21 protein-coding genes and 3 pseudogenes are annotated in these 18,997 nt (G+C 42.9%); 11 read left to right on the forward strand and 13 right to left on the reverse strand.

Going from position 1 to position 18,997, the window contains the following annotated elements; genetic code table 11:
- On the forward strand, positions 1-246 hold a 246-nt coding region (locus EWV60_RS12670; protein ID WP_287232598.1), incomplete at its 5' end, for a bluetail domain-containing putative surface protein.
- A gap of 117 nt (positions 247-363) precedes the next feature.
- Here the strand turns inward: EWV60_RS12670 and EWV60_RS12675 are convergent.
- Entirely contained in the window at positions 364-654 is a 291-nt protein-coding gene (locus EWV60_RS12675; protein ID WP_002754869.1) for a type II toxin-antitoxin system Phd/YefM family antitoxin, read from the reverse strand.
- 76 nt (positions 655-730) lie between these two features.
- Between EWV60_RS12675 and EWV60_RS23250 the strand changes: the two are divergent.
- Both EWV60_RS23250 and EWV60_RS12680 read left to right on the forward strand, forming a co-directional pair.
- Positions 731-835: pseudogene (locus tag EWV60_RS23250) on the forward strand (bluetail domain-containing putative surface protein); the annotation flags it as partial.
- Between the two features lie 298 nt (positions 836-1,133).
- Complete coding sequence (locus tag EWV60_RS12680) at positions 1,134-1,457, forward strand: HesB/IscA family protein (RefSeq protein ID WP_287232601.1); 324 nt, start codon at positions 1,134-1,136, stop codon at positions 1,455-1,457.
- On the opposite strand, the gene mraY is transcribed toward EWV60_RS12680, so the two are convergent.
- Genes mraY through mutT form a run of 3 tightly spaced genes read right to left on the reverse strand, consistent with a single transcriptional unit; the run spans position 1,458 to position 3,253 of the window.
- The gene (mraY, locus tag EWV60_RS12685) at positions 1,458-2,525 is read right to left on the reverse strand and encodes a phospho-N-acetylmuramoyl-pentapeptide-transferase (protein WP_287232603.1); all 1,068 of its coding nucleotides are present in this window, start codon (positions 2,523-2,525) and stop codon (positions 1,458-1,460) included.
- Positions 2,526-2,570: 45 nt separating this feature from the next.
- On the reverse strand, positions 2,571-2,834 hold the full coding sequence (locus tag EWV60_RS12690; RefSeq protein WP_002735746.1) for a DUF3134 domain-containing protein: 264 nt from the start codon (positions 2,832-2,834) through the stop codon (positions 2,571-2,573).
- On the reverse strand, positions 2,831-3,253 hold the full coding sequence (gene mutT, locus EWV60_RS12695) for an 8-oxo-dGTP diphosphatase MutT (protein WP_069475138.1): 423 nt from the start codon (positions 3,251-3,253) through the stop codon (positions 2,831-2,833). The genes EWV60_RS12690 and mutT overlap by 4 nt, the downstream gene beginning before the upstream one ends.
- A 103-nt stretch (positions 3,254-3,356) precedes the next feature.
- Between mutT and EWV60_RS12700 the strand changes: the two genes are divergently transcribed.
- Positions 3,357-3,680 carry a 30S ribosomal protein PSRP-3 gene (locus tag EWV60_RS12700; protein ID WP_002736597.1) on the forward strand — a complete coding sequence of 108 codons (324 nt, stop codon included), beginning with the start codon at positions 3,357-3,359 and terminating at the stop codon, positions 3,678-3,680.
- A gap of 144 nt (positions 3,681-3,824) precedes the next feature.
- Here the strand turns inward: EWV60_RS12700 and atpC are convergent, their stop codons facing one another.
- The 4 genes from atpC to EWV60_RS12720 all read right to left on the reverse strand — a co-directional run bounded on the left by atpC (position 3,825) and on the right by EWV60_RS12720 (position 7,004).
- Complete coding sequence (atpC, locus tag EWV60_RS12705; protein WP_002735380.1) at positions 3,825-4,241, reverse strand: ATP synthase F1 subunit epsilon; 417 nt, start codon at positions 4,239-4,241, stop codon at positions 3,825-3,827.
- Between the two features lie 74 nt (positions 4,242-4,315).
- Positions 4,316-5,764, reverse strand: coding sequence for a F0F1 ATP synthase subunit beta (atpD, locus tag EWV60_RS12710; protein WP_002737987.1), 1,449 nt, complete (start codon positions 5,762-5,764; stop codon positions 4,316-4,318).
- Between the two features lie 524 nt (positions 5,765-6,288).
- On the reverse strand, positions 6,289-6,717 hold the full coding sequence (locus tag EWV60_RS12715; RefSeq protein ID WP_002737083.1) for an Imm30 family immunity protein: 429 nt from the start codon (positions 6,715-6,717) through the stop codon (positions 6,289-6,291).
- Positions 6,714-7,004: a hypothetical protein gene (locus tag EWV60_RS12720; protein WP_002737970.1), complete on the reverse strand. Its 291-nt coding sequence runs from the start codon at positions 7,002-7,004 to the stop codon at positions 6,714-6,716. Before EWV60_RS12720 ends, EWV60_RS12715 begins: the two co-directional genes overlap by 4 nt.
- Positions 7,005-7,796: 792 nt before the next feature.
- Between EWV60_RS12720 and EWV60_RS12725 the strand changes: the two genes are divergently transcribed.
- The gene (locus EWV60_RS12725; RefSeq protein ID WP_002786556.1) at positions 7,797-7,937 is read left to right on the forward strand and encodes a hypothetical protein; all 141 of its coding nucleotides are present in this window, start codon (positions 7,797-7,799) and stop codon (positions 7,935-7,937) included.
- A 54-nt stretch (positions 7,938-7,991) separates the two neighbouring features.
- On the opposite strand, the gene EWV60_RS12730 is transcribed toward EWV60_RS12725, so the two are convergent.
- Positions 7,992-10,379, reverse strand: coding sequence for an ATP-dependent Clp protease ATP-binding subunit (locus tag EWV60_RS12730; RefSeq protein ID WP_287232610.1), 2,388 nt, complete (start codon positions 10,377-10,379; stop codon positions 7,992-7,994).
- Between the two features lie 162 nt (positions 10,380-10,541).
- The gene (locus EWV60_RS12735) at positions 10,542-10,799 is read right to left on the reverse strand and encodes a hypothetical protein (protein WP_043997184.1); all 258 of its coding nucleotides are present in this window, start codon (positions 10,797-10,799) and stop codon (positions 10,542-10,544) included.
- A 189-nt stretch (positions 10,800-10,988) separates the two neighbouring features.
- Here EWV60_RS12735 and EWV60_RS12740 point away from each other — a divergent pair, with 189 nt between their 5' ends.
- The 4 genes and pseudogenes from EWV60_RS12740 (at position 10,989) to EWV60_RS12755 (ending at position 12,489) form a co-directional block, all read left to right on the forward strand.
- Entirely contained in the window at positions 10,989-11,153 is a 165-nt protein-coding gene (locus tag EWV60_RS12740; RefSeq protein ID WP_223210860.1) for a helix-turn-helix domain-containing protein, read from the forward strand.
- 29 nt (positions 11,154-11,182) lie between these two features.
- Positions 11,183-11,513: pseudogene (locus EWV60_RS12745) on the forward strand (DUF6883 domain-containing protein).
- Between the two features lie 6 nt (positions 11,514-11,519).
- Entirely contained in the window at positions 11,520-11,780 is a 261-nt protein-coding gene (locus tag EWV60_RS12750) for a DUF4926 domain-containing protein (protein ID WP_287232615.1), read from the forward strand.
- 235 nt (positions 11,781-12,015) lie between these two features.
- The gene (locus EWV60_RS12755; RefSeq protein ID WP_149106595.1) at positions 12,016-12,489 is read left to right on the forward strand and encodes a hypothetical protein; all 474 of its coding nucleotides are present in this window, start codon (positions 12,016-12,018) and stop codon (positions 12,487-12,489) included.
- A 460-nt stretch (positions 12,490-12,949) separates the two neighbouring features.
- On the opposite strand, the gene EWV60_RS12760 is transcribed toward EWV60_RS12755, so the two are convergent.
- The 3 genes and pseudogenes from EWV60_RS12760 to EWV60_RS23255 form a co-directional block, all read right to left on the reverse strand.
- A complete protein-coding gene (locus EWV60_RS12760; protein WP_002756029.1) occupies positions 12,950-13,216 on the reverse strand; it encodes a Txe/YoeB family addiction module toxin in 267 nt (88 codons plus the stop codon).
- Complete coding sequence (locus EWV60_RS12765) at positions 13,209-13,469, reverse strand: type II toxin-antitoxin system Phd/YefM family antitoxin (RefSeq protein WP_002736246.1); 261 nt, start codon at positions 13,467-13,469, stop codon at positions 13,209-13,211. Before EWV60_RS12765 ends, EWV60_RS12760 begins: the two co-directional genes overlap by 8 nt.
- A 76-nt stretch (positions 13,470-13,545) precedes the next feature.
- Positions 13,546-13,774 (reverse strand): annotated as a pseudogene (locus tag EWV60_RS23255) (putative toxin-antitoxin system toxin component, PIN family); the annotation flags it as partial.
- A gap of 786 nt (positions 13,775-14,560) precedes the next feature.
- Here EWV60_RS23255 and EWV60_RS12770 point away from each other — a divergent pair.
- Entirely contained in the window at positions 14,561-15,517 is a 957-nt protein-coding gene (locus EWV60_RS12770; RefSeq protein WP_002756024.1) for a ribonuclease Z, read from the forward strand.
- A gap of 2 nt (positions 15,518-15,519) precedes the next feature.
- A complete protein-coding gene (locus EWV60_RS12775; RefSeq protein ID WP_287232617.1) occupies positions 15,520-18,756 on the forward strand; it encodes a tubulin-like doman-containing protein in 3,237 nt (1,078 codons plus the stop codon).
- Positions 18,757-18,997 lie beyond the last annotated feature (241 nt).

An 18,997-nucleotide genomic window follows, 5' to 3' on the forward strand; every position in this document is an offset into this window, starting at 1 on the left:
TTACAGAATTTAGTCAATCAGGTATTTACTGATGCCAATGGAGCGATTACAGGTAATCAAGGATTAGGGGTTAATAGTGCCGCCTTAGTGCAGGTAACAACCGGTGCAATAGCTGGAACTTACCTCGTTATTAATGATAGCGCGGCTGGCTTCCAATCCAGCAATGATTTATTAATAAATATCACTGGATTTACTGGGACTTTACCAGCTTTAGGGAGCATTCCAGTGGGTAATTTCTTTGTTTAATTAACAATCCTTCTAGCCACAACCTCGCTTTTCGAGGAGAATCTTTACTGAACCACAGATAGGCTTTTTCAATTCCCTGTTGTGCTTCAGGTTGTATGACCACTTGATACTTTTGGCTCATGGAGAACTGTCCAGCTTATCGAACAATTCAGAGAAGAATTCCTCTGCCTTCTTACCTTTGCCTTGCTTCATCTCTTCAAGACCACGCTTGACTCCTTTAAGCGTCTCAACCAATTCAGCAGCTTCAAGAAGTGTCTGATAGGATTCCGCATCTTGCACGACGAGTGCTGCTTTCCCATCAACCGTAAGCACCAAAGGGTCTTTGGTTTGTTTGAGATGCTCTAGGAACCGGGTCGTGTTTCGTTTAAACTCAGTTAAAGAATGAATGTCTTTTGAAAGGTTGAGCATTATCCTAGCAGACAAAACGCATTTAATTGTATGCTACCACAAATTAATTCCCCTGTGACAAATACCCGCTCCTCTCACGGCTGGCTTCCAATCCAGCAATGATTTATTAATAAATATCACCGGATTTACTGGTGCTTTGCCAGCTTTAGGGAGCATTCCAGTGGGTAATTTCTTTATCTAAGTGTCTAAGTCACCTAGAAAACGGGTTTCTTCAAGTATTTAGAAACCCGTTTTCTGTGTTAAAAATTGTCAGCTACCCCCGCCATTTATTAGTTACATATTTCTTAACATAAAGTTTGACAACAACTATGGTATAACTTCACAAGAACTTGATATTAAGTAGGTAGGCGTTAAAAGTTGTCAGATCCCCCCGCCTATCGGCACCCCCCTTATCAAGGGGGGCAGGGGGGATCGAACCTAAAATCCATTTTTAATTTAATTATAACCAGCTACTTATTATTACAATAGTCTCAAAAACAATGATCGAATTAAGTCCCGCCGCCGCTAGAGAAATTGAACGTTGGAGTCAAAGCCGTCGTCTGACTGGTTCCTATCTGCGTTTGGCAGTAAAAAATGGTGGTTGTTCGGGACTTCACTATCATCTCGAATTAACCCCTATTGCGGCAGAAAACGATCGCTTTTATCAAAGTCAGGGTATTAATATTGTAGTCGATCCTGACAGCGATCGCTACCTACAAATTTTAAAATTAGACTATTCAGAAGATCTCATGGGTGGTGGTTTCCGTTTTACCAATGCCAACACCCAAAATACCTGCGGTTGTGGTCTTTCCTTTAGCACTTAGTTAACTGGTCCAAATAGCCAAGACAACTAAAAGCGCATTAACCAGATAAAAAGCTCCCACAATCTTCGTTTCCGTCCAACCACTTAATTCTAAATGATGATGAAAAGGAGCCATTTTTAATAATCTTTTGCCCTTGCCATCGGGTCCTTTTGTGGCTTTATAATAGATAACCTGAGCGATTACCGAAAGAGATTCCAGAAAGAAGAGACCACTAATTAAAAATAATCCCCAGAGATGTCCAGTAATTAAACCCACCGCAGCTAAAGCACCTCCCAAAGCGAGGGAACCCGTATCACCCATAAAGACTTTAGCGGGGTTGCGGTTATGAAAAATGAAGCCTAGACAAGCACCAGCAAAACAAGTGCAGAAAATCGCCAAATCTGGATGACTAGGAGCGATAATAATGGCTAAACCCAAAAAAGCGATCGCACCTGTTCCCCCCGCTAATCCATCCACCCCATCGGTGAGATTAGTGGCGTTACTTTCAGCCACAAGGACAAATCCCGCCAAAATCCAGAAGAAAAAGCCCAAAGGAATGACTAATCGACCCCAAAGGCCGATATCGGTACTCACCTGATTGAACGACATCCAGAGGCAAAAAAGCACCGCCCCCGTTATCTGTAAAATTAACTTCATCCGGGGAGATAGGCCCTTATTCGACTTATAACGCAGAATTTGCCAATCATCTAACCAACCGATGCCCATGTAAGCAAAAGTCAGCAAAGCAACCGCCACCACATTAGGAGTGAATTTAGACCAGATTAAAGCGAAAATAAGGGCTACTGGCACAAAAAAGCTGCCTCCCATCGTCGGGGTTCCTGCTTTCTTTAAATGGGCCTGGGGTCCATCTTCGCGCATAATCTGACCCATTTTCAAGCGCCGCAGCATCGGTACTACTTGACAGCCAAGACCAGCACTGATTAACGTTGTGGCCATCAGGGGGAGTAACAGGGAATTAGTGGACTGAAAAAAAACTACTAACAGAAATAGTAATCCCGTTAGTAGAATCAGGAGATGGGTTCCAGTGGGTTTTTTAAAGATAGGGGCGGAAAAAATGTTAGCGTTCACGACTAAAGCGTCAGATAAGGGTAAAATTTGCCAAAGAAGACAGGATTAATCTTCATCTAAGACTAATTCGTCCTCGTCGTCATCATAACCGATATCATCGACATCCATGAGTTCAGATAGTTCCACATCTTCTTCGAGAGTCAGATCCGGTTCGGCGATTTTATCCCGGGGAATCATGCGATTATTTTTTTCTAACCACTCGACAATGGAAGCGTCTTTTTTTAGGGGAATAACCGCGGCCGGTTCGTAGCGGGGTTCTTGACGAATAGAAGGATTAAGCATAATCACTCGACGATTAACAGCAATCATTTCGAGTTTACCATGTCTTTTAAGGCTCTGATAATCTCTTGATTGGCCGCGGGGAAAGTGTAATTATCTAGTTCCTCGATAGTTACCCAGCGGATTTCTTCACATTCGATCGCTCTTGCTTGGCCGCTGAGATAACGACAGTTATATACTTGTAGATTAACCCGAAAATGACTATAGGTGTGGTCGATGGTGATTAAATGACTATCAACCGCGATGTCAATGCCAATTTCTTCTAATATCTCTCGTTTAATACATTCCTGCACCGTTTCATTGCCTTCGATTTTGCCGCCGGGGAATTCCCAAAAACCGCCCAGGAGTCCCTTGGCCAGACGGCGATCGATTAAAATTAAATCTCGATCATCTCTAATTACGGCCACACCGATTTGTTTAGAAGCTAAAGAGTCTGTTTCGGGAATCATAGCGGTTATTGGCGAAAAAATAGGAAAAAATAGTTAAAAACTGACTGCGGAGAATTGAGTCAAAAGATGATATAATCGAGAATTGTACGATTAACGATTAACAATGACAGTCAGTTCCGAATCAAAGTTTATTTTAAAAGTATTGTGGTTAGATCAGAACGTAGCGATCGCTGTGGATCAGGTGGTCGGCAAAGGAACTAGCCCCCTCACCGCTTATTTTTTCTGGCCGCGCAATGATGCTTGGCAACAACTGCAAGAGGAGTTAGAAGCAAAACACTGGATTGATGAGTCCGATCGCGTTGATGTTCTCAACAAAGCCACAGAAGTAATTAATTTTTGGCAAGAGTTACGCAATCAAGGCCGACAAATCACCATGGCCGATGCACAGTTAAAATTCCCCGAAGTTGTGTTTAGTGGTAGCAATTAATCGGCTTTTTAGCCGTCAGCTAGATAATCTTGATAATAGGCAGAAAAATGGCTAAAAGCTGATTGCTAAAGGCTAAAAAATTAATCGGGTAGGTTTATATAAACCCGCCCGATTTTGCTTTAATTTAATTTGATTTGGTTGGGTTTAAACCGATACTAAACCGCCAGCGGCCTGGTATCTAGCGCGAGCTTTGCGCCATGATTGTTGCGCTTGGATAGTTTTGCGACGGTCATCCCCTTTACTGACTTCATCGAGACGAGTTTGGGCCCGTTCGTATTCGGCGCGAGCTTTTTCTTTATCGATTTTTGAGCCTAATTCCGCCCCATTAACGAGGACTTTGATCTCATTATTTTCGACTTCGGCAAAACCGCCCAAAACTGCGATATTTTCCCAGTCTTTCCCCGGTCGAATTCGCATTACGCCAATATTCAGGGCAGTTAATAAAGGAGCGTGACCACTAAGAATACCTAATTGTCCCGTGGAACTGGGTAGGATTACTTCTTCGGCCACGTTATCCCAGACAATGCGATCGGGTGTAATAACCCGTACTGTAATGCTCATTGGTGATAATAACGATAATTTTGGCAGATTTCTGGGTTAAGTAACCGCTAAACGCGGTTACTACTGACTTTTAATTAGCCTTTTTTGAGTTTTTCGCCTTTAGCGATCGCTTCATCGATATTGCCGACCATATAGAACGCTTGTTCGGGTAAGCGATCGAGTTCACCTTTGAGGATCATCTGGAAGCCTTTGATCGTATCAGCGAGGGTAACGTATTTACCCGGAGAACCGGTGAACACTTCCGCCACGAAGAAAGGTTGCGAGAGGAAACGCTCAATTTTGCGAGCGCGGTCAACGGTGAGACGATCTTCTTCCGACAATTCGTCTAAACCGAGAATAGCGATGATGTCCTGTAACTCCTTATAGCGTTGCAGGGTAGATTGGACGGCGCGAGCGGTGCCGTAGTGTTCATCACCGACGATATCAGCTTGGAGCATGGTGCTGGTGGAACCGAGGGGATCTACCGCCGGATAGATACCTTTGGAAGCCAGACCCCGGGATAGTACAGTAGTTCCATCCAAGTGAGCGAAGGTAGTAGCGGGAGCGGGGTCAGTCAAGTCATCCGCCGGTACATAGACCGCTTGGATGGAAGTGATCGATCCCTCTTTGGTGGAGGTAATCCGCTCTTGCAGGTCGCCTACATCAGTGCCGAGGGTGGGTTGGTATCCTACCGCAGAAGGCATCCGACCGAGGAGCGCCGATACTTCCGAACCAGCTTGCACGAAACGGAAGATATTATCAATAAATAAGAGTACGTCTTGCTTGCTGACATCGCGGAAATATTCGGCCATGGTCAAAGCAGAGAGACCGACGCGCATTCTCGCTCCGGGGGGTTCGTTCATCTGACCGTAAACGAGGGCAATTTTCGAGTCTTCGGGGTTATCAGCGTTGATTACCTTCGATTCGATCATCTCGTTGTAGAGGTCGTTTCCTTCGCGGGTTCTTTCACCCACACCGCCAAAAACCGAGACACCCCCGTGTTGAATGGCGATATTGTTGATTAATTCCATCATAATGACGGTTTTGCCCACACCAGCACCCCCAAAGAGGCCGATTTTGCCACCTTGACGGTAGGGGGTGAGCAAGTCAATTACCTTGATACCGGTTTCAAAAACCGTCGGTGTTACTTCAAGATCGACTAATTTGGGAGCGGGACGGTGAATAGGAGAGGTTTCGGTGACGTTAACCGGTCCTTTTTCGTCCACGGGTTCACCAAGAACGTTAAAAATCCGACCGAGGGTGCATTTACCCACGGGAACGCTAATCGCTGCGCCGGTATCCACGATATCCATACCGCGCACTAAACCATCGGTGGTACTCATGGCAACGGCCCGCACTTGGTTATCACCGAGTAACTGTTGCACTTCACAAGTAACCGATAGATTTTGACCGGCGGAGTTGGTTCCTTTTACGGTTAAGGCATTATAAATACGGGGCAGTTTGCCACTGGGAAATTCGGCATCGATGACAGGACCGATGATCTGGACGATTTTACCAACGTTAGTTTCTGTTGTCGCTACCATTGTTTATGTCTACTCTGGGTTTTAGCTGATAACTCCCACAAGGGGAAAGTCTTAATTTTTTGTAAAATTAGCCAATACACAGCTTATCACGCTAGGGGATCAGATCAGTTATTTTCGCTATCAGCCCTCAGCAGTCGGTCGTCACGAGACTCGGAGACAGGAGATTATTTTATTTGTTCCCCCCACTTCCCGCTTCCCACTCCCCGCTTCCCGCTCCCTGCTTGACAAACACAGGGGTTTGCCTTTAATTGAACGTTACCTCATGTCTCAAGGAGAAGATGGCCACAGTGTCGAGGGTTTAATTGCTCAAGATATAGGTTGGGATTTTTAAGGGGAAACTCTCTTTTAAAATTGGCGTTTACTTTTGATTTTATTACTCAATCCAAGCTTTTGGGGGGTTGGGGGAAGTCGCTGAGTCTCAAATTAAATTAATTAAGCTTGAACAAATGCCAGAAAAAGCGACATTTTTTAAGGGATTACAGATACCAAAATACCATTTTAATTTCTATAAGTCATACAAAAATTTAGGTTAAGATGACCTCCGAGGATGAATTAATCTGATTTTTGACGCTTTCTAGTAAAAGTTGATACAAAAAATGAGGTGTTTTTTGATTGGCTAATTCCAGACTATTCTGATAAATTTTAACAGCAGATTCATCATTAATCATTCGATAGTGAATGATTTTTGTCCATTCTGGTGCAGTTATCATTAATTGAGGAATCACTTCAATAAAAGCCTGTATTTGTTGTTGGGGTTCAAAATCTTCTAAAAAATGCAATAAACTAAACATAATTTCAGGATGTTCACAGTTATCATCTAGGATAAGATGTAAGTCTTTTAAATCTTTATCATCAGGATATTTGGCAAGTTTTTCTAATGTTTCCTCAAATAAGTTAATTTCTTGGGGTGTTTTCATTAAGCGATTCTCTTGTAGGATTTTTATTAAATTCATGGGGTTGTTGCTCCTTGATCAAAAAAGGTTGACCAAGTAGTTTTATTAAGTTGAATGAGTTCTTGTAATCCCTTTCTAATATCTGCATTATATAATCCTTGACCTAGATAAATTGAGCGAATATCCCAAACTTCTTGTGCTAAGGTTTGTCGAGGGGAAAGAGTTAAGTCTGGACTTTTACCATAAGATAAGGTTTGACGATGACGACCTCCTTTTCCGGGGGATAAGTGTTCCATCATGATAGCAATTCCTTGATTAGTTGTGTAACCTTTGATTTTCGCTTTCATATACGCATTGGATGGTAGATGATGAGGGGTTAAGTTATCTCCTCTACGACCTAATTTTAACAAGTCGCCGTATGTCCCGACTTTTCCTTCTCCTGTCAGTAGTTTAAATTGAGTGATGTTGTCTCCTTATGATTATTTTAGGCCATAGGTTGATCATAGGTGAATAAAAATCTTATCACTCTTCTATCTTGGAAAATCCCTGTCAACACATAAGTGCTGAAACTCCTATTTTATAAGCGAGCGCTTGCCTATTTTCTAACAACAACTCGAAAATTTAGTTTCTGTTAGTTATTGATCACCCGAAAGCTTGCCCCGAAAGAAAGCTAGAATTTAGACACGATCAGAGCTTTTTCCTGATAATTAAGCTTTAATGACCCATTTTCCTCTTTTCCCCCTGCTCCCCTCTTCCCAACCCAAAAAAGTAAGGCAGGCCTTAGCCTACCTTAAAACAAAGCGAGGTTGATCAACTTTGAAGATGCCGATGCAGTGGATGGAATTGGACTCATACCATATATTGGCGATTATAACAAGGGTTTTGCTGGTTGCATGGATTCAAATAAAAAATAATTTAAAGCTTGACCATAGATTTTAGTCTATATACTGAAACACAAGAACTATCTCCTGTCAAATTTTCAAGGGACAGCTTTACTGAGACGCACTCCCTTCCCTCAACCGTCCGGGAGAATTGTGCTGTAAGATATCTTCAGTTTCAATTGTTTAGGCTCGCAATCGTAGATGAGAATAAATTTCGGTAGCTTTTGCGGCAATCTCAGGAAATTATCGGTTAATTATATGAATTCTGCTAAAATTATCGCCATTATCACGGGAGCGATTTCGATTTTAATCGCCGTTGCCTATTTAATCCTAGTTCAGATTCTGGACTTTCGCACCGAGATGATTCCCGCTCCCCTAGAAGTTATTTTTCCAGGATGATAAAAATTGGGGTTGAAAAATTTTCAACCCCGAAAAAAGCAATTTTTGAGCGGATTAACCCACCGATTGTAACTGTAATTGCGAGAGAATATCGCTCTGCTCGGAGCGCTGATGACTAGAGACTGTCACCACAGCTTCAGCAGTTACATCTAATAGCGCATGGTCTCCAGAATTGACTTTTCCCGATAACATCGCCTCGGCTAAACTATCCTCTAAGCGTCGAGTTAAAGCACGACGTAAAGGCCGCGCACCGTAGCTAGGATCATAACCCTCATTGATGACCAAATCCTTAAAAGCGGCGGTAACTTGCACAGAAATGCCTTTTTCTGTCAATTGTTTGGCTAGATCTGCGATCAGAATATCGGCAATCTGGGTAACTTCTTCGCGAGTTAACTGTCGGAAAACAATGATTTCATCGAGACGGTTGAGAAATTCGGGACGGAAATATTGTTTTAACTCGTCTGTCACCCGATTAGAAATCTGTTGGTAACGCGATTGAGCAAAATCGTCAGCCATCTCAAATCCTAAGCTATTACCGCCCTTTTCGATGACTTTTGAGCCAATATTCGAGGTCATGATAATTAGGGTATTCTTAAAGTCCACCCGACGACCTTGGGAATCGGTCAAACGACCATCTTCTAACAGTTGCAGGAGAAGATTAAAAACATCGGGATGTGCTTTCTCGATTTCGTCAAACAAAACCACTCTATAGGGTTGACGACGCACTGCTTCCGTTAACTGACCGCCTTCATTATAACCGATGTATCCGGGAGGCGCACCGATTAATTTAGAAACCGTGTGGGATTCCATAAATTCCGACATATCTAGGCGAATCATACTGGATTCCGAGCCAAAGAGCAACTTAGCTAAGGCTTTCGTTAATTCAGTTTTACCCACTCCCGTGGGACCGGCAAAAATAAACGAGGCAATCGGACGGTTAGGATTCTTTAAATTTACTCGCGCTCGACGAATAGCACGAGAAACGGCATTTACTGCCTCCTGTTGACCAATAATCCGCTCGTGCAGTTGATATTCCAGATTTAAGAGCGATTCCGACTCAGTTTCAGTTAATTGGGTAACGGGAATACCAGTCCAAGCGGCGACAATTTGGGCGATTTCCTCCGCATCCACCACCGGAATTAAAGATTCGGGGTTAATTAGGGGTGATTCTTCGCTAACCTCTGCGGGACTTTTACTTTGCAGGGAATAGCGTAGATGGGTGCGGGATCCCGCTTCATCGAGAAGATCGATCGCTTTGTCCGGTAAAAAGCGATCATTGATATAGCGCGAGGATAGATGAACAGCAGCTTCGATCGCTTTTTGATCGTATTTTACCTGATGGAAATCCTCGTAGGTGGCTTTTAAACCGCGTAAAATCTCGATCGCTTGCTCTTTGGTCGGTTCTCCCACCATAACTGGCTGAAAACGTCTTTCTAGAGCCGCATCTCGCTCAATATGCTGTTTATACTCATCGAGAGTGGTTGCCCCTAAACACTGTAACTCGCCGCGAGCTAAAGCAGGTTTAAGCAGGTTAGAAGCATCCATAGCTCCCCCCATGCTACCAGCACCCACAAGAGTGTGAATTTCATCAATAAACAGGATAATACTGCCCGATTTGCGAACTTCCTCCACGATACCCTTTAAACGTTCCTCAAAATCGCCGCGAAAACGGGTTCCCGCCAGTAAAGACCCCATATCGAGGGCAATTACCTGTTTATCCTGCAAAAGTTCGGGAATATCGCCACTATGGATGCGTTGTGCTAACCCTTCAGCGATCGCTGTTTTCCCCACCCCCGGCGCACCGAGTAAAATCGGGTTACTTTTGGTACGACGGCCTAAAATTTGGACAACTCGCTCGATTTCTGGCTCTCTACCGATTACAGGGTCAATTTTGCCATTTTTGACCTCTTGGCTTAAATTGCGACCATATTGGGCTAAAATACCGCCTTGGGGAGTATTTTTCTGGTCTTTATAGTCACTATCACCTGTTAAGCGACCACTAGCGACTTTTTCCCCAGCATTTTTCAGTAAAAGGCCGCGAAGTTTGATCAAATCAACACCCTGCATAATTAAAATTTTAGCGGCTAGGGATTCAGGATCGGCGGTGATAGCGAGTAATAGATGTTCAGGTGCGATCGCCTGTTCCCCTAATTGTCGAGCTTCCTGAAATGCTTGCTCGAACATCTTTTTCGCTTTCGGGGTAAAAGGGATATTAACGGGACTGTAACCGCTGCCACGGCCGGTCATTCCTTCAATCAGGCGGCGACTTTCGTGCAGGGTGACTTTTAAATCCTTGAGAATTAAGGCTGCGGCGGCGGTGGCTTCTCCTATCAATCCTAACAGTAAATGCTCCGTACCCACGACACTGTGACCGGCACGACGGGCTTCTTCTTGGGCGAACATCACCGCTTTGATAGCTTTCTGGTTAAAGTATTCAAACATGATCGACGGCTTCCTGGCTACTGGGCTTTACTTGTTACTGTAACGTTTTCTTTACATTAGCCGGAAGGGGGATATCCGTATCAGTAGGGTGGGTTAGTCAGTGGTGAGTTTGGGCGATGCTTAAAATCCTTAACAAAAATTAAGGCTGCTGGCAGTTATAACCTAACCCCTGTGCAACTGTCGCTCTACAAAACTAATGCAGAAATGATAATTATTGATGTACCATATAAGGCGCGATAACTGAGGACGTAAGGATTGAAAAGGCTGCCAGCCAAGTTTTTTCGAGCCGAAGGTGGGTCGGAGCCGGTCAAAGATTGGTGGAAAACTCTCAGCCGTGAAGATTGCCGGATTATTGGCAGCGATATCAAGGACGTAGAGTTTAGCTTTCCCATCGGCTGCCCCTGTGCCGTTCACTTTCATCAAGAAGTCCCAAAAAAAACCAAAACAGGAAATCGATTTAGCTCTCAATCGTAAGAAGGAACAGAAAAAATATGACCCCTAACCCCCATACTGGCTCCGATTTCGATGATTTTCTCAAAGAAGAAGGTCTAGGAGGACTGTAGTGCGGTGGCACTCAAACGGTTACGGTTGCGGCAGTTGGCTGAGGAGATGAAACGGCTCTCTCTGACGAAAACGGAGATGGCGGCGCGGATGCAGACCAGTCGAGCGCAACTTGACCGCCTCCTCGACCCCGAAAAGACGGGCGTTTCTCTCGATACTATCCAACGGGCGGCTTCTGTGGTGGGCCGCCAATTGCGAATCGAGTTGCTCTGAGGGAAGTCAGAAAGTTCGGAGTGCCGCAGATGAAATTACCCAACGGGGAACTGGCAGAAATCTCGATGGAAAAACTGATTGGCTATTGCTTAAATCCAGAACATTCCAGGGGAAAAAATAAAGCCAGAGTCTTTCGCTCTCGTCTGGGAATAACTGCCGAGAACGCTGAGGTTTTGCGATCGCTCATCTCACAGGCTGCCCTGGAGGGGGAAGTTGTGCAACAAGCGGTCACGGAATTCGGCCAGCAGTTTAAAGTGGATTGGACGATACCAGAACGGGTAAGGAACAGAACTGCGAACTATCTGGGAAATCAGCTTAATTAATCCCAACCCTCGCCTAATTTCTGCCTTTATCAAGTGAAATAAAATGAAAGACATCAAACTCTTAGATCCGGTTGCCATCCTCAACTCCGTCCCTCGGGAGCGATTGACTTTGGTTGAGCCAGATTATGAAGCTTTCCCCAGCTTGCCAAGCGGACAGGTGGGAACGGTGGTTGAGGTGTATGAAAAAGGTTCGCGCTATCAATATTTAGTGGAATTTTCTGACAGTCAGGGGCGGGAATATGCGATGGCTATTCTGCCAGGCGATGAGCTTCTGGTCTTGCATTATGAACTGGAGGCGGCGTGAATTCTGCTTAAGGGAAAACGCTATGGCTCAAGTAGCGGTTAGCGAAATTTTGAACCCTATTATCGAATCTGACACACCGCGCCACAATCCCTCACGGAAGGCGATAGGTCGCCTGAGAAGCAGTAAAACAGGGGAAAATACCTGAAACTCTTTCCCCTGTGAATCCCTAAGCTAGGGAGAAGAATATAAAGATTTATTAAATTGTAGCTTTTGCTACAGTTGTGGGGGGGGGAGTGTGTATGCTTCTGCTATCTCCCTTTGGTGTTGGGTTGGGGTGCTGCTTGATCTAGCTACGAGGGAGGGCGATCGCACTACCCGCAATTTCAACAATGGCATGGGCAAGGATGCGCGAGTCTATCTCGATTCGATAGAAACACTACTAAAAAGATTAATATTCATTATGGGTTGGAGAAATTCACTTTTACTAACATTGTTGATTTTGGTTGTTGGCATTGGTCTTGGAGCGATTACAGGAAGTCCTATAATGCGTGGAATTGTCTTCTGGACAGCACTTTGGGCAGCAATTGATTCCCATAGAATAGAAATTCATAAGTATAAAATTACAGGATCATTCGTACCATCATTTGGTAATTCATGGTCAGTTTTTTTGTTTTTACTTCTCCTTTGGGTGTATTGTTTTCCTGCCTATTTGATTATTAGAGGAAAGATTCTTAAAGGAATTATACCTTTAAGAAACGAAGACGAATAAGGCTACCAATCAATCCAGACTAACTCCCCTCTCCTGCTCCCAGAGGGGTTGGGGGAGAGGTCAAATCATCAAACCATTATCTATCAACGAGTTGCTCATCGCCAAGAAATTTATAAATTTTTCCCTTAGTGCGATAACATGATCTTGTATGGTATTTTCTTCAACCGCAAACTAAAACCTTCCCAATATACCGAAAAAGAAACCACAAAAGCCAGCTAAATTGTTTCTAAAAATACCATAAATGCCCCTTCATTCAGTCAGTTGAGGAGGGGAATTTATATCGTATTTTTATGTTATCTTGGGGGTATCTATACCGTTTTGCGGAAGGCAAAAGTCTTATACCATAAACTTTTCACGTTCCTAGTATGTGCCTCACTCATTCGCAAATTGCTATATTTTTACAATCCAAGTCAATCATTTTCAGTCTATACTGTTACCAGTGTAAAATAAATAAGAGGGGTTATTCATAATGAGTCCACATCCGTATAACTTTGACAACCTTCTCTTCTGGAATAACCTGATAAACCAAACGATGCTGAATATTAATACGTCGGGAATAATAGCTCGCTAAATCGCCACTGAGTTTCTCATAAACAGGATAAGATTGATACGGATTTGACTTAAGAATATTTAATAACTCGTTAGCTTGTTTTGCCAACCCAGTACGAGCCAGCTTTTCAGCATCTTTTTTCGCTTGTTTGGTAAAAACCAACTGCCAATTATCCATTTAAAATTGCTCTGATACCCGCCTCATCCACACAATCTTCAATAGAAGTGTTGCCACCTTCAATAATTGAATCTACCATACCAGGAATAGAATACAAATAAAGCGTTTCTTGAATAGAGTTCCAATCTTCCTCAGCAATTAAAATAGCATTCTTTTTCGTACCAGATAACAAAATCGGTTGATGATTATCATTGGTATCATTCACTAATTCATCAATTTGTTCTTTGGCTTCAGTAACAGTAACAATTTTCATGTAACTATCCCTTAAATTAACAACAAGAGTGCAACCGATTCTAACACAAGTCAACTATTATTCAGGATAATAGCACCTTTTCTAAATATTTGTCAAATTTATTTTTGCTTATTCTCGTTGCCAATTCTTGATAAGTTGCCTTGCTCTGAAGAATGGTACATTGACTGATTGATTACTTTTCTGGGTGTTCCTAGTGGATTGAGTAAAGCACTAATAAAAACATTGGTATCTATAACAACTCGATTAGTCTGAGTAAAACTCCTAGTTTGGGTTGAAGCATGAAACCCAACAACTTCCCGGAATATTTTCACAATCTTGGTTGGGTTTCGCCTTGTGAGCCGATTGGTAATACCTGCTCAATAATGATAGCTCAACCCAACCACCTTGTTCCTAGAGATTTACACTTTTTGTTATCTCTGATCAAGGGTTGCGCTTGCTTTGGTTTAACCTGAGCGACTTAGTTTTTGCTGCGCTTTTTTCCGGCTTGAGATTTTGAGTTTTACGGCAACCGCTTGAGTTTTTTTGAATTACCCCTTGACAATCAAGACAGTCGCTACGGCTGATAACTGATAACTGACTTCTAACCCAATTTTGGACAAAGATAAGCAAAAATTATTTATTGACTCCACAAACTTGAGAATATTTAAATTAACATTTCGCAATATTTACAAATTCTTAAGAATTAATTGAGAAAGATTTTTATTTAACAAAGATGTTATGAAGGTTACAGCGATTTGATAGAATTTCATAATGGGCTATTCTGTGCTTTTTTAGGCAGCAATGGTTGAAACCCTTGCCACATCTACAAAGTAATCCTAATTAAGACGGGTAAATTAGTCAATTTCACCCACAACGATGATCTTTTTTTTGTGTAGTTTTATTGCAAAAAAAAAGTTTTTTTGACCAAAAGCACAAAGCATGATAAGGAAGCTGGTGTATTTCTGGCTGCGCGTAATTATTGCAGAGTTAGGTCAAAATCAGGGGATTTTCTGTTTTCAAGTGATGAAATACAGAAAAGCAGCAATTCGATCGAGAAATCGATAAAAACAGCCTAGACTAGAAAAAGAATCCTCTATCCTGACAGCTATCCTGTGGAGATTACTTTTTTAGGAACCAGTTCCGGGGTTCCCACTCGTTCGCGTAATGTCTCTAGTATCGCCCTTCGTTTGCCCCAACGGGCGGAAATATGGCTGTTTGACTGTGGAGAAGGAACTCAACACCAGTTACTGCGTAGCGACCTGAAAAGTTCCCAAATCCGACGCATTTTTATCACCCATATGCACGGGGATCATATCTTTGGTTTAATGGGATTGTTAGCCAGTATTGGATTAGCCGGTTCTGCTCAGGATATTGATATCTACGGACCCCCCGGACTAGGGGACTATCTGCGTGCTTGTGCTAAGTATTCCTATACTAATTTAGCCAATCGGGTGCGTGTCCATCCCATTTCCCCCGGCATACTCTACGAAGATGAAGAATTTACCGTCTCCTGTCAGCTATTAAAACATCGTATTCCTGCCCATGGTTATCGTATCGCCGAAAAAGACCGTCCTGGACGTTTTGATGTGGAAAAAGCCAACGCTTTGGGTATTCCCCCCGGACCAATTTACGGCAAGCTGAAAAAAGGGGAAACTGTCACCCTCCCCGATGGCAGCAAAATTCGCGGTCAGTCCCTCTGCGGAGAAACGGAAATCGGCCGTAAAATTGCCTACTGTACCGATACTATTTTCTGTGAAGGATCGATCGAATTGGCACAAAATGCAGATGTGCTAATTCATGAGGCGACTTTTGCACACCAAGATGCCGGATTAGCCTTTGAAAGTGTTCACTCCACTTCGACGATGGCAGCCCAGGTGGCCTTGGCAGCCCAGGTAAAATTGTTATTAATGACCCATTTTAGTCCCCGTTATCTACCGGGGAATTCTCTGGATATTTCCAATCTGTTAGAGGAAGCGCGGGCAATTTTTCCTAACACTAAATTAGCCTACGATTTCCTCACCTACGAAGTCCCCCGCAACCGTCAAGAAATCGCCTTAGGAGTTAAGTAATTATGCCAGCAGCAGTAGAAGAAAAAAGCATGGTTCCCACGGTTTTAGTGGGTATTGGTGGCACGGGTAACGAGATTTTATCGCGCTTGCGTCGTTTAATCGAGGAAAGTTATGGCAGTTTGAGCAATTTTCCGATTGTCAGTTTTTTGGTGGTTGACACGGATAAGGATTATAAAATCAGTAATCCTGAAGCTGCTGGCAGTGCTTTTAAAGATAACGAAAAACACTGGGCCCGGGTGAGTGGAAAACAGGTACAGGAAATGGTATCTGATATGGATAGATATCCCTGGATTAATAGTTGGTTTCCCCCGGAATTAGAGAGAAATATTACTTCCCTGGAAGCGGGAGCGGGACAAATTCGCGCCTGTGGTCGTTTTGCTTTATTTTGTAATTATCATGAGATCCAAAGAAAATTTCTAGACGCGGTGAGACGGGTAAAGGGACAAGAAAACTTTATGCTTGATCACTATGGAATTAAAGTTAGTAATAGTGCTATTAATGTCTTTACTACGGGGTCTTTAAACGGTGGTACGGGTAGCGGAATGTTAATCGATCTAGGTTACTGTATTCGTAATTGGTTACGAGGGGAAAGTAGTCCTTTGAGTACGGCAATTGTTCCGACTCCTGAAGCATTTGCGGGGATTAGTGTCGGCGATCGAGTTTTGGCTAATGGTTACGCTGCCTTGATGGAATTAAATTACTTTTCTGACTACAGAACTGAATATCAGCAACAGTTTAGCAGCGGTTTAGTCGATGAAGTTGTTAGTAAATTACCCCCCTTTGATTTTACCTATTTAGTGGGGACAAAAAACGGCGAAGGTGATTTTAAACTCGGTCAAATTCGGGAAATGATCGCCCAAAATATCTTCCTAGATATGACCTCTGATTTTGCACCCCATAAACGTTCTATTAGAGATAATATTAAGGGTTCTTGGGCGCAAGCTGACCCGGGGGGACGCGGTTATCCTAAGCAATTTATGAGTTTTGGACTATCAACTATTGAAATTCCTATTGCCCAAATTCGTGCTTCCTTATCGGAACGTTTAGCCAAAGATTTAATTAATTGGTGGCTGAATGATTCCGTGATTTTACCCGCTCAAATGTTGGACTTAGTAAGAGGTGATATCCTCAAAAAAATGCGCTTGAGCGAAGGGGAGTTAATTATGGATTTATGTGCCGACAAGGATCGCTCTTTAATTGCCATAATCTCCCAATGGATTAACGAAACTCGTCAGGAAATCAATCAAGATAATTGGCTATCTTGTACCAAACAGGGTGTTAATATTTTAGGCAACGAACAGGGAAAAATTCTGCAATTTATTAATGATTATTTAACGCCAAGAGTCGAGGAATTTAAACGCAATCATTTACTAGAATTGAGTCCCGATGAACGGATGCACGGCGATTACCTGAAAAAGATTTATAGTAATCGGGATGAAATTATTCAACGGGGTAAAAAGTCCCTAGAAATAGAGTTTTATAATATCCTTGAGGATCGGAACCGTGGGGTAAAATTTGCCGAGAGTTTTATTGTTTTAGTACGACAAATCTTCACCGACATAGCAGAAAAATTCCGTCGCGATCAAGAACAGGTTTGGAGTCAAAACGAAAGTAAACGTCAACGAGAATACGACACAGCCTTGGCAGAAATTAATGATATGAAAGATAAACTTCATATCTCAAAAAAAGATAAGATGGAAGAATATTGTGAACAAGCTTTAACGGGATTGGAAGGCTATTTAATGGCCAATATTCAACGAAAAACCAGAGGTGCGGGAGTAGAGGTTATTAATCGTTTACTGGAACATCTTAATCAATTAGAAAGCCGTTTTAATCGCTTTCGTCAGAAGTTAATTCAAAGTCGCGATCTATTTAATCTGCAAGCTAACCAACAGATTGATAGTGCCGATGCTTTGTTAATTAATGGGATTAAATTATTTGATAGACAAGAATTAAATGGTCTTTATCAAGACTTTATCGAACAATTTGCTTCGGGGATTGCTGGTAACAAAAACGCCTACGATACGGGTATGGATAACCTTTGTTTACCCCTCTCACAGGAGATTTTAAAGCAATCTAGTCCCCTCTGGAAAGAAACGCGGCGCTCCGATGAAAATATGCGTTTATTTGACATCACCGAGATTGCCGATATTCGTCAAGGTGATTTTCAAAAAGTTATCCTAAACCAAGCTAATCAACTCCTACAAAATGCTCCCGCTAGTAGTCGCATTCAGCAGGAATTAGCCGCTTGTGATCGCTTGTTAAAAATCTATAACAACGATGCCGATATTATCAATAATCTTCGCATTGCCTACCAAAAATCGCGACCCCTAATTATGCTTAATCCTGCGGTTTTGCGGGGAAAAGATGCGGGTTTTACACCCCAATTAAATCAAAATGTGGCCCTGATTGGGGGAAGAAATACCAGTAACCCGGCAGCCCAAAAAATTATTCCGAAACTGCGGGAATTTATTGCCAACGAAGACGATATTAAACCCTTGGGAGACGTGGAAAAATATCGTCTTGTCTTCGTGCAGGAAATTGGCGGTTTTTCCCTACGTTGTCTCGAGGGAATGCGAGAGTTGCGCCAATCCTATCAGGACTGGAAAGGAGAATTTATTCTCGCCAAACGCGCCCAACAAATGGGGGAAAATCGCGATTTACCCATCCCCGTGCATATCCAAAAGGAACCGCCTTTCTGGGATGTTTTTCCCGAAGATCCGAGTATTTATCAATTGGTGGTAACAGCCCGAGCTTTGAAAGTGCTTTTCCCAGAAGTCAATCGAGTCACTAATGAGAAAACAATTCGCTATGAAATTAAAACCGCAACGGGATTAAAAAAAGTCGATATCGCCACCAGTTGGGAAGATGCGGTACAGGTGTTAGAAGTAAAAGCTTGTCGCGAAGATAAGGAAAAAATTCAAAGTCAGGTGACAGCTAAGTTACAGGCTGCAGCTACTCCGGAGAAAAAACAAGCTTTGTATCGGACTTTCATTGAATATTTACAACAACGTTCCGAGGAGTTAACAGGAGGAAAAGACAATACAGAATATAAACGGGAAGATGCAATTATTTTGCAGTTAATCCATAACTATAAGTTGGATAGCGCTGGAGAAATTCCTCTTTCTCCGGTGACGGAAGTGGCTAACCCAGCTTTAATTATCTGCGGTAATTGTGGACATAAAAACCCGCCCTCGTCTAATTTTTGTTCTAAGTGTGGGGCAAAATTAGTTAAGTAGAAATTAGATTTTGGGTTTGATCCCCCCTGCCCCCCTTGATAAGGGGGGTGCCGATAGGCGGGGGGATCCGCCTTGATAAGGGGGGTGCCGATAGGCGGGGGGATCCGCCTTGATAAGGGGGGAATCTGACAATTTTTAACACCTACCTAATTTAATAGAAAAAGTGGGGGTGTTAGCTGGACTAACATCCCCCACAATGAAAATTTTCGGGAAAAATTGCCTAATAGCGAAAAAACTGGAT

This window comes from Microcystis sp. Msp_OC_L_20101000_S702 (assembly GCF_007095705.1).
Classification (GTDB): Bacteria; Cyanobacteriota; Cyanobacteriia; order Cyanobacteriales; family Microcystaceae; genus Microcystis; species Microcystis ichthyoblabe_A.